At 41.8% G+C, this 8,680-nt stretch carries 8 protein-coding genes; 3 read left to right on the plus strand and 5 right to left on the minus strand.

Annotated elements, in window-relative coordinates; all coding sequences use genetic code 11:
* The first annotated feature begins 347 nt into the window (after positions 1 to 347).
* Both UH38_RS15500 and UH38_RS15505 read left to right on the plus strand, forming a co-directional pair.
* Entirely contained in the window at positions 348 to 1,481 is a 1,134-nt protein-coding gene (locus UH38_RS15500; RefSeq protein WP_045055570.1) for a quinone-dependent dihydroorotate dehydrogenase, read from the plus strand.
* 76 nt (positions 1,482 to 1,557) lie between these two features.
* The gene (locus UH38_RS15505; protein WP_045055571.1) at positions 1,558 to 2,082 is read left to right on the plus strand and encodes a DUF421 domain-containing protein; all 525 of its coding nucleotides are present in this window, start codon (positions 1,558 to 1,560) and stop codon (positions 2,080 to 2,082) included.
* A gap of 17 nt (positions 2,083 to 2,099) precedes the next feature.
* Here UH38_RS15505 and UH38_RS15510 read toward each other — a convergent pair whose 3' ends face one another.
* The 3 genes from UH38_RS15510 to UH38_RS15520 all read right to left on the minus strand — a co-directional run bounded on the left by UH38_RS15510 (position 2,100) and on the right by UH38_RS15520 (position 4,400).
* Positions 2,100 to 2,672, minus strand: a complete 573-nt coding sequence (locus UH38_RS15510) for a hypothetical protein (RefSeq protein WP_045055572.1) — start codon at positions 2,670 to 2,672, stop codon at positions 2,100 to 2,102.
* A 187-nt stretch (positions 2,673 to 2,859) separates the two neighbouring features.
* Complete coding sequence (locus UH38_RS15515) at positions 2,860 to 3,300, minus strand: YidH family protein (protein WP_045055573.1); 441 nt, start codon at positions 3,298 to 3,300, stop codon at positions 2,860 to 2,862.
* Positions 3,301 to 3,368: 68 nt separating this feature from the next.
* A complete protein-coding gene (locus tag UH38_RS15520; protein ID WP_045055574.1) occupies positions 3,369 to 4,400 on the minus strand; it encodes a YheT family hydrolase in 1,032 nt (343 codons plus the stop codon).
* A gap of 206 nt (positions 4,401 to 4,606) precedes the next feature.
* On the opposite strand from UH38_RS15520, the gene UH38_RS15525 reads away from it, so the two are divergent.
* Positions 4,607 to 5,362, plus strand: coding sequence for a response regulator transcription factor (locus tag UH38_RS15525; protein ID WP_045055575.1), 756 nt, complete (start codon positions 4,607 to 4,609; stop codon positions 5,360 to 5,362).
* An 85-nt stretch (positions 5,363 to 5,447) separates the two neighbouring features.
* Here the strand turns inward: UH38_RS15525 and UH38_RS15530 are convergent, their stop codons facing one another.
* Complete coding sequence (locus UH38_RS15530) at positions 5,448 to 7,163, minus strand: hybrid sensor histidine kinase/response regulator (RefSeq protein ID WP_082065405.1); 1,716 nt, start codon at positions 7,161 to 7,163, stop codon at positions 5,448 to 5,450.
* A 190-nt stretch (positions 7,164 to 7,353) separates the two neighbouring features.
* Complete coding sequence (gene chlP, locus UH38_RS15535; protein WP_045055576.1) at positions 7,354 to 8,607, minus strand: geranylgeranyl reductase; 1,254 nt, start codon at positions 8,605 to 8,607, stop codon at positions 7,354 to 7,356.
* Positions 8,608 to 8,680 lie beyond the last annotated feature (73 nt).

An 8,680-nucleotide genomic window follows, 5' to 3' on the forward strand; every position in this document is an offset into this window, starting at 1 on the left:
TTTTCTATTGTCTCTTTTTATTCAAGAATTAAGAAAACAATTTATATATAGCAATCATTAATTAATTACGAATATTGTTCTGTAGTCGCAATGCTTTGCGCTCCTACAACCTACGACATTTCCCGATCTGATAAGTAAATTAACTTATGATAATTGAGCAAAAACAGGTTTTGCATACCAGTAATAATTGCTACTTAAAATTGCAATCAAAAATCGTGTTTATTTGCTGGTATTTCCAATCTACTGTAATTAAGTGAAAGCTAGTAATTATCTATCTGCTAGATTTATTCAAACTGAGGCGATCGCCAGTTATAATCATAAGCTTCAACTACTTCTACAATTGCTCGGTGGATATTTATCAATCCGTAATTAGACCTATTTTATTTTCTGGCTTAAATAGCGATCCTGAATGGTTGCAGCAGCAGACAATTAGTAATTTGTCAAGGTTAGATCGAACTAATAATTTGGCTGCTCAGGGGCTAAAATCTCAACTGCAAAAGTCTTTGCGTGTTAGCAGCGACTTATTAACTCAGCAATTATGGGGTATATCTTTTCCCAACCCTGTAGGATTAGCTGCAGGATTTGATAAAGATGGCGTTGCAGCGGGAATTTGGGCAAATTTGGGCTTTGGCTTTGCCGAACTTGGTACAGTTACTTTGCACGCGCAGCCAGGAAACCCCCAACCGCGTCTATTTCGCTTGCTGCAAGATAAAGCAGCTTTAAACCGCATGGGTTTTAACAATCGCGGTGCAGCGGTAATGACAGAAGCGTTAGCCAATAGATTTAAACTAGCAAAAAGTTCAATTCCTATCGGGATTAATTTAGGCAAATCTAAAGTTACACCTTTAGAAGATGCACCAGCCGATTATTTGGGTAGTTTTCGTTTGTTGCAAGATTGGGGAGATTATTTTGTAGTCAACGTATCTTCGCCCAACACGCCAGGATTGCGGAGTTTGCAAGATGCGTCTAGCCTCAGTGCCATATTAGATGTATTGCAACAAGAAAACCAAGGACGCAAGCCGATTTTAGTCAAAATTGCTCCCGATTTGGAATGGGAAGCGATCGCAGATATTCTATCTATTACTAAAACTCAGCAAATAGCGGGAATTATTGCCACAAATACAACTATTAGCCGCGAAAACTTGCAAACTCAAGTCATAGCTGCAACAGGCAAATCTGTAAGCGAAGAAGCAGGCGGGATTAGCGGCTTGCCAGTACGCGAGCGATCGACAGAAGTTATCCGCTTTATTTATACTCAAACTCAAGGACAATTGCCAATTATTGGTGTTGGGGGGATATTTACCGCTGCTGATGCGTGGGAAAAAGTTACGGCTGGTGCGAGTCTAATCCAAGTCTACACTGGATGGATTTATGAAGGTCCATTTATGGTACGCCGTATTTTGGATGGTTTGCAGCAAAAGCTAGTAGAGCAAAATTTAACTTCGATATCTCAGGCTATAGGTTTAACAGTTAATAAATGACTATCCATTGTCTAGTTATAAATTTTGTTTTATCTCCTAATATTAAAGAGAGTAGAGAATCTAAACTTACTAATTTATGGATGCTTGGTTTGCAGTCAACTGGTATGAACTTTTTGTTCCCAGCAATTCTATTCTCGAACTTTTTATTCGTGGTTCTATAGTTTATTTACTATTGTTTTTTGTTTTGCGTTTTATTCCTACTCGTCAATTAGGAATGTTAGGCATAACAGATTTACTTGTAGTTGTGCTTTTTGCTGAAGCTGCTCAAAATGCAATGGCTACAACTTATACATCAATTACAGAAGGTGTAGCGCTTGTAGGCACAGTAATCTTTTGGAGTTATATAATCAACTGGCTAGGTTACAAATTTCCTCTACTGCAAAAATTCCTCAATCCTCCACCACTACTATTAGTAAAAAACGGTCGTTTAATAGAGCGCAATCTAGCCAAAGAACTAATAACAGAAGAAGAAATTATGAGTCAATTAAGGCAACAAGGTATAGAGCTACTCAAAGAGGTAAAAATAGCATATATGGAAGCAGATGGGGGAATTAGTGTAATTCCCCATAATTCTAAAAAGGATAATATCGCTGAAAAATGATCTGCTCATCAACACATTTAGTTGACAAAAACATTACCGTTTTGTTGAATTCTAATAGTCCCTTGTTGCTCGTTTAAACTAGGAGCTTCACTTAAAGAAATATCCAACATCCCCGAACTAGAACTACTTGCAGGAATTATTTGAATAAATCCGTTATCTTGACGAACTAGGGTAATAGTTACAGGCGCAGGTAAACCTCTAAGCACTATTTCTCCCTTAGCGGGTAAAACCCTCCGATTGGTGTACTCAATTGCTTCATAAGCGATGACAGCATTAGTATTATTTTTCAGCCTAACATCAACTTTACCCCCTACTGGAGTAACTATTGCGATCGCTTTTTGTTGTTGTTCTGGTAAAGGTGGTTGTACGGGGTAATTTTGCTGGATTGGTGATGTTGGCGTGATGGCGCTTGGTTGAGGCGTAGAATTACGATTATAAGGTGGTTCTTTGAAAATACTAGGTGTAGGATTAAGCGCTCTGCTAGGGGTTGTTTGAGCTATAGAGCTAATTGGTATACTTATAAGCAAGCTACCGCAGATTGCTCCAATCGTGCCTATGTTTCTGCGATTGAGGAGTTGTAGTTTCTGCATAGATATTACCTCCTATCTCTATCAATAGATAGTTATTTACTTTTTTAGCTTATTCAAGCTAATAGGCAATTTACTTCTGACATTAGATAGAAGATTTGTTGTTGTCTTAAGCTCGCTCGAATTACTGGTAATCGTTAATACAAATAAACTTAATTTAAGGTAGATATTTGGAGCTTTGGCAAGAAGTTTAGTCAGGAAAATTAATTTTTGACTTTTGCGGCTTTATAGGTGCAGCAGTAGGCGTATTGTTACGCCATAAAAGTAAGGGAAGGCTTAATAAACCAAAGAGTATTACTACCCCAGTCATTATCCAAACTAATAATCGATTGGGGCGATAATCTCCCCTTTCGATTTGCCAAAATACTTGGTTGTAACGCCAAGCTGCCAAAGCGATCGCTATAATGCCAAATATTACCAAACTAACTCCCAAGTTTTCCGAGTTAAAAATAGGATGAGTTGCAACTGGGTGTTGAGTAACTGTTGCTTGGAGTTGGCGGATAAATAGACCAAAACGTGCGATCGCAAATCCAAAACCAATTAAAGCAATAGAAGTCCGCAGCCAAGCTAAAAAAGTCCGTTCGTTGGCTTGATGTTCTCTTTGGCGATCTACTTCTGCTTTTTTTACCATGATTATGCCAAATCCGATCTAATTTGCATGGGTTAGACGTTGCAGAGCAACGTCTCTACATTCTTTTTTCAAACGCGATCGCACCATTGCAAAATTCTGTTCCACGCCCACCAAGGATCGGGATCTCCTGCTTGAGCTTGCCCCCAATTGCTGCTTAAATAACCGACATGACCGCCATAACGAGTTAATACTAAGTCAATATTTGGGTTATCTTTACAGGCAGCTTGCAAGTCAGGGACGATCGCTGGATCGAACATCGGATCGTCAGCAGCATAAATTATCAATGTTGGCTTTTCTAAATACGGTAGTATATGCAAGCCGCTACTGGCTTGATAATAAGCTTCTACAGTGGGGAAACCCAAGCGACGGATAACTAACTCGCGATCGAAACCCCAAATGCTGTTGACTCTATTAATCGCCGCTAAATCGATGTGTTCGGGGTGAGCATCATAGATTCTCAATGCTAACTTTTGCAGTTCTTTGGCGATCGCTTGTTCCAAATACTTACCCCAAGGATCGTTATCTAGATACGAAAGCGAGCGAATAGAATCTAAACTCGGACAAATAACCGCCGCTCCCCCAATCTCAGCAAATTCTTCAGCATTTAGACTCTGCGCTGCTTTTACTGCCCACAACGCCAATTGTCCGCCCAAAGAAAACCCTGTAAACCAAAATTTTGCTGGACAACCCATTGCTTTTGCTTGGGTAGCAATACAAACAAAGTCTTCTCCTTCATACAAGCCATCAGAAGTCAAAGTCGGCGACAGCAACGCAGTTTTACCATGCGCTCTCCAGTCAAATAACACTACTGCATAGCCTTGAGCGTATGCTTTACGTCCCAAAAGACGCAAATACCACTGATTGTCTAAAGTGCCTATAATTCCGTAAGTACCGATAATCGTACCGCGTGGATTGGGTGGAATAGCAACCAAGCCAAAAATCGGTACATCTTGCGCCCCTGTAAAAATTGTTTCTTGATAAGGCGGCTCTGGGTGTATAGTTGTGCTTTCCCAATCTTTACTCGCATATAAAGCAGTGTAAACAGTCATTAATAATCCATTCTGCAACCACCAGGGGGGGATATAGGCAGTATTTGACATATTTAGTGCAAATTAGAGGCTACTTTTATTACTTCTAGCGATTATTTCCTGTAGTTGTCGAGTGAAGGCGGTTTTACATCGTTAATCTTTCCCTAGCTTTGTGAAAATGGTTAGACTATATTGCGAATGCTCCTTATAATAAGTAGAGCAATCTTTGTATCCTTCAAAGGTTCTTATTTATCCTTAATAGTTAAACATCATTATTAATGCCTCGGATACTTGTTATTGATGACGATCCTGCTATCTCAGAGTTAGTAGCAGTCAATCTGGAAATGGCTGGGTACGAAGTTAGCCAGGCAGAAGATGGCATCAAAGGTCAAGCTTTGGCGCTGCAACTATTGCCAGACTTGATTATGCTCGATCTGATGTTGCCCAAGGTAGACGGTTTTACTGTATGCCAGCGCTTGCGTCGCGACGATCGTACTGCAGAAATTCCTGTATTAATGTTGACGGCACTAAGTCAAACCCAAAATAAGGTAGAAGGTTTTAACTCTGGTGCTGACGACTACCTAACTAAGCCTTTTGAGGTAGAAGAATTACTAGCTAGAGTGCGAGCATTATTGCGGCGTACTGACAGAATTCCCCAAGCGGCAAAACATAGCGAAATTCTTAACTACGGTGCTTTAACATTAGTCCCCGAACGCTTTGAAGCAATTTGGTTTAAGAAAACAATCAAGCTTACACATTTAGAATTTGAGCTACTGCATTGTTTATTACAGCGTCACGGTCAAACTGTATCCCCTAGTGACATCCTCAAAGAAGTTTGGGGCTACGACCCTGACGACGATATTGAGACAATTCGCGTCCACATCCGCCACTTGCGGACTAAGTTAGAACCAGATCCGCGTCGTCCTTGTTACATCAAAACAGTTTACGGTGCTGGCTACTGCCTCGAACTACCTAGCAACCCTGATGCTCTCCCTGAAGACAACGTATCTGCTAGCGCTGCTATTAGCGAGTAGAAAGCTTTTAACAGTGACCAGTTAATCCTCATACTTGAAAGAGCAGGGGCTTGAAACCGTAATTTACGAATTACGAATTATTTGGTTATTGCTTGCGTGCAAGTTTAGCTACAACTGTAACTAATTCAACTGGTTCGATAGGTTTTGGGACGTGAATTTGAAAACCCGCTGCCAGTGCTTGTTGTTGGTCGTATTTGCCTGCATAAGCCGTCAGAGCGATCGCTGGTATTTGTCCTCCTTGTTCTTCTTTCATAGCTCTAATTTGCCGGATCAAGGTATAGCCATCCATTAGCGGCATCCCAATATCAATTATCAATACATCTGGCTTGGTTGTTGCCAATACTTTCAACGCTTCAATTGCCGATGTTGCTGCCTTAACTTTTGCTTGAGCTTGTTTGAGCGTAAACACGACAAATTCTTGAGTACCAGGATCGTCTTCTACTACCAAAACTTCAATACCGCTTAAATCTACTGCTGTTTCTAAAGGTTTATTAACTACTGCAACAGGAGCGGAAGTTGTTAGCAGTGGTAGCTTGACAATAAAAGTTGCACCTTGTCCTACGCCAGGACTTTCTGCCAATAGCTTGCCGCCGTGTGCTTCTACTATTTGCCTAGAAATTGCCAATCCCAACCCCAAACCGCCAAATTTGCGCGTAATTGAGCTATCTTCCTGCCGGAAGCGATCGAACACAAATGGTAAAAAATCAGGCTGAATGCCTTGCCCTTTATCTTTGACTGTAATTTGGGCGTAATGTTCTACTCGTTCTAGTTCTACAGTGACGTAACTGCCCTCTAAAGAAAATTTAATCGCATTGGCAAGTAAGTTCCAAAAAACTTGTTGCAACCTACCAGCATCCCCCATTACTTGCCCCACCGTCGCGTCAAGCATCGTTTTGATACCAATTGACTTAGCCTCAGCCGCCAAACGGACAGTTTCTAAAGCAGCAGCGATCGGTGCAATTAGTGTTACTGGAGCTAAATTGAGAGTTAATTTTCCCCGTACAATCCGCGAGAGATCGAGCAAATCTTCTACTAATTGCGTTTGGCGTTTGGCATAATACTCGATCTTGACTAAAGCATCTTGTAATTGCGATTCTGAAAGCTTATTTGATTGCAGCAGCTTCGACCAGCCTAAGATAGGAGTAAGCGGAGTTCTCAGTTCGTGCGAAAGCATCGCTAAAAACTCATCTTTAATTCTGTTTGCTGCTTCCGCTTCAGCACGCGAAGCTTGCTCTTGGTGTAGCAGGCGATCGCGTTCTTGTTCCATGCGCTTGCGGATAGTAATGTCTCTTTGGATGGCAACAAAGTGGGTAATCTCGCTATTAATGTTACAAATGGGAGTAATATTCCACTCGACAAAAAATTCTGTGCCATCTTTACGGTAGTTAATTGCTTCGCCGTGAAATGGTATGCCATCAGCTAGATGTTGGCGCAAGTCATCTAAGACGTGGCGATCGGTATTAGCACCTTGCAGCAAACGTGGACTTACGCCTGTTACATCGTCAAGCGCGTAACCAGTCATCTGTTCAAATGCTGGATTAACAAACACTATTTTCGGTTCTGGCGGATCGAGTTTAGCTGTAGTAATAATGATTGAATCTTTAGATTGCTGCACCGCCGACAGCAAAAGTCTAATAGTTTCTTCTGTTACTTGCAGGTTACGCAAAGCACTACTAAGTTGCTCTAAGTTTTGCGTCAACTGCCGTTTTTGCTTCGAGGGTAATTGGCTAGCATCATGTTGCAAGCTAGCCATCCGTTGCTGTAGTTCTTGAATCTGCTGAACAAACTCGTCTTCTTTCACAGGAGATGTTTAAATGCGATCGCTTCCACTACCATTGTGAAGATTTTAAGCACCTGTAGCATTCCTATTTAGAAAGATTATTCTTTTTTAAAGCTCTCACCAAAATAAAAGCGACTAAATAATATAGTCGCCAAGAAAAAGATTTATTTCTTAACAATCTGCGTTAATCCGCGTCCATCAGCGTTCGCTATTAAGGAGCTAAAGCATTACCGCGAATTAGACTGCCAAGGGTTTTAGCAGTAATTTTCAGTTGAGTAATGGGATTAGCTGGAACTACCGTTTTATAAAGATAGCTATCAAACGTCAGCTTTTGCACGTCTAAATCGGCGCACATCTCTACAAATGCTTCGCGGGTTGCATCAGTGCGATAAAACACCGATTGCAGAATATCTAAAACTTTGTATGTCAATCCGTACTTTTTATCCCAACGTTTGAGGTAAAGTTTCAAGTCGCTTTCTGTCACCATCTTCGTGCCACTATTGGTAGCTTCGACAATAGTCTCCGCACACATCCGCCCAGATTTGGCAGCAAAGTAAATACCTTCACCAGAAGACTTAGTAACGTAGCCAGCCGCATCGCCAACTAAAGCTACTCTACCAACAACGCGGCGGGGTCTGGGGTGTTCGGGGATGGGGTGCGCTTCAACTTTGATAATTTCGCCGCCCACCAACTTCTTGGCTGCACGAGCGCGGATACCAGCTTGCAATTGCTTGATACTAGCTTTATGTACCTGCATTGTGCCAGTACCGACAGCTACGTGGTCGTATTTAGGAAATACCCAAGCGTAGAAATCAGTAGAGACATCATTACCTACATACATTTCCGCTAAGTCATTGTAGTAAGTCATCATCTCTTGAGGCAAACGGATGCGCTCTTGAAAAGCGATCGCATAGTTATAATCTCCAGCATCAATTTCTTTAGCGATGCGGGAATTAGCACCATCTGCGCCGATAATTGCGTCTACCTGCAAAGACTTGGCTACACCTTGCGCTCCGCCTTCGTTGTGGTCTACGTAGTGGATGGTATAAGGGTCTGTATTATTTGTGGGAATATCGAGTTTATGAACGGTGGCATTAATTAAATTTGCCCCAAGTTGGGCAGCGCGATCGCGCATAAAGCCATCTAGGACTTCGCGGCGACACATCCCAATATATTCGTCTTCATTTATGAGATTAATATCTACCTCGCGGTTGGATGGCGAGATCATTTTCATTTTTCGCACGCGGCGATCGATGATATGTGGTGGCAAGTCAAATTCACTGACCATACATAAGGGAATTGCCCCACCGCAAGGCTTGGCATTATCTAGCTTGCGCTCGAACAAGTATGTTTCAATCCCTGCTTTTGCCAGAGTTTCCGCAGCAGAGGAACCCGCTGGACCTGAGCCAACAACAGCAACTCGTATCAAAGGACTTCTCCCAATCTTCAACAGCACGAATTGCATGGTATCACGGAGTTTTGAGTGTTTTTACGCCTGTTGATAAAAGTATAGGGAAGGGGTAGGGGGAGCAGGGGAG

This window comes from Aliterella atlantica CENA595, assembly GCF_000952155.1.
GTDB lineage: Bacteria > Cyanobacteriota > Cyanobacteriia > Cyanobacteriales > Chroococcidiopsidaceae > Aliterella > Aliterella atlantica.